General features: G+C 64.1%; 1 protein-coding gene and 1 pseudogene. Both read right to left on the reverse strand.

The features are described from left to right. Window positions 1-1,094, reverse strand: a 1,094-nt coding sequence (locus ACVWY0_RS22270; RefSeq protein ID WP_485838630.1) for an aminopeptidase P family protein, incomplete at its 3' end; no start/stop codon positions are given. A gap of 53 nt (window positions 1,095-1,147) precedes the next feature. Next, window positions 1,148-1,387: pseudogene (locus ACVWY0_RS22275) on the reverse strand (MFS transporter); the annotation flags it as partial.

Below are 1,387 nucleotides of genomic sequence, written 5' to 3' on the forward strand. Positions count from 1 at the left end.
TCCAGCACGGTGTCGATGTCCTCGCGGAGCTCCAGCCCGGCTTCGCGGCCGTAGTAGTGGCTGAGGACGCCGAAGGAGTGTCCGTAGCCGAACGTCCGGTTGGCGAGCAGGCCGTGGCCGACGTAGATTTCGTTGAGCTCCGCGGCGATGTCCTTGCACACGGCGCCCGGTTTGATCAGCTCGAGTCCGCGTTTGTGGACCTCAACGTTGATGTTCCACAGTTCCAGCGAGCGGGCATCGGGTTCGCCGTAGAACAGTGTCCGCTCGAGGGCCGTGTAGTACCCGCTGGTCATGGGGAAGCAGTTCAGGGACAGGATGTCGTGTTCCTGGATCTTGCGGGTGGTGGCCCAGTTGTGGGCGCCGTCGGTGTTGATGCCGGACTGGAACCAGACCCAGGTGTCGCGGATTTCGGAGTCCGGGAACGTCCTGGCGATCTCGTGGACCATGGCCTCGGTGCCGATCAGGGCGACCTCGTACTCGGTGATGCCGGCCGTGATGGCGTTGCGGATGGCCTCCCCGCCGAGGTCGCCGATCCGGGCACCGTGCTTGATGACCTCGATTTCCTCCGCTGACTTGATCATGCGCTGGCGCATCGCTGCCTGCGCCACGTCCACGAGCGTCGCGCCGGAGAAGGCGGCCTGGATCTTGTTGCGGTTGTCCAGCGGCAGCGAGTCGTCTTCGACGCCGAGGCGGCGCGGGCTGATGCCTCGGGTGCGCAGGACTTCCTGGATCGCGAAGATGTAGTTGTCCCGGCGCCAGTCCGTGTAGACCAGGTTGTCGCCGTAGCTGCGGCGCCACGGCATGCCGGCGTCGATGTTGGCGGTGACGGTGACGGTGTCATCCTTGGTGACCACCATGGCGTAGGAGCGGCCGAAGGTGGTGAACAGGAAGTCGGAGTAGTACTTGATGGAGTGGTAGCTGGTGAGGACGACGGCGTCCAGTTCCTTCTCCGCCATGATCCGGCGCAGGCCGGCGAGCCGGCGCTCGAACTCCGTGTCCGAGAACGTCAGGCTGACTTTCTCGCCGTTCTTCAGGACCTTGAGTCGCTCCAGTTCGGCGACGGATGTGGCGTTTTCAGATGCTGTGGTGGTCATTGTGTGGTGGTGCCTTTCTGTGGTGCGTCTTTTGAGGTGACGAAAGGGGTTCGCTATTCGTGGCGCAGCGGTTCTTTGCAGGTTTCGCGGGAGAGCGCGACGGCGATCAGCGAGATGACCGCGGCGCCGACGAGGTACCAGGCCGGAGCCAGGTCATTGGCAGTGGCCGCGATCAGCAATGTGGCCACAAAGGGAGCTGTGCCCCCGAAGAGCGCGTTGGAAAGGTTGAAGCTGACGGCGAAGCCGCTGTAGCGGACCCGGGTGGGGAACATTTCGGCCAGGAAGCTGGGGAG

The sequence above is a fragment of the Arthrobacter sp. UYNi723 genome, assembly GCF_054057635.1.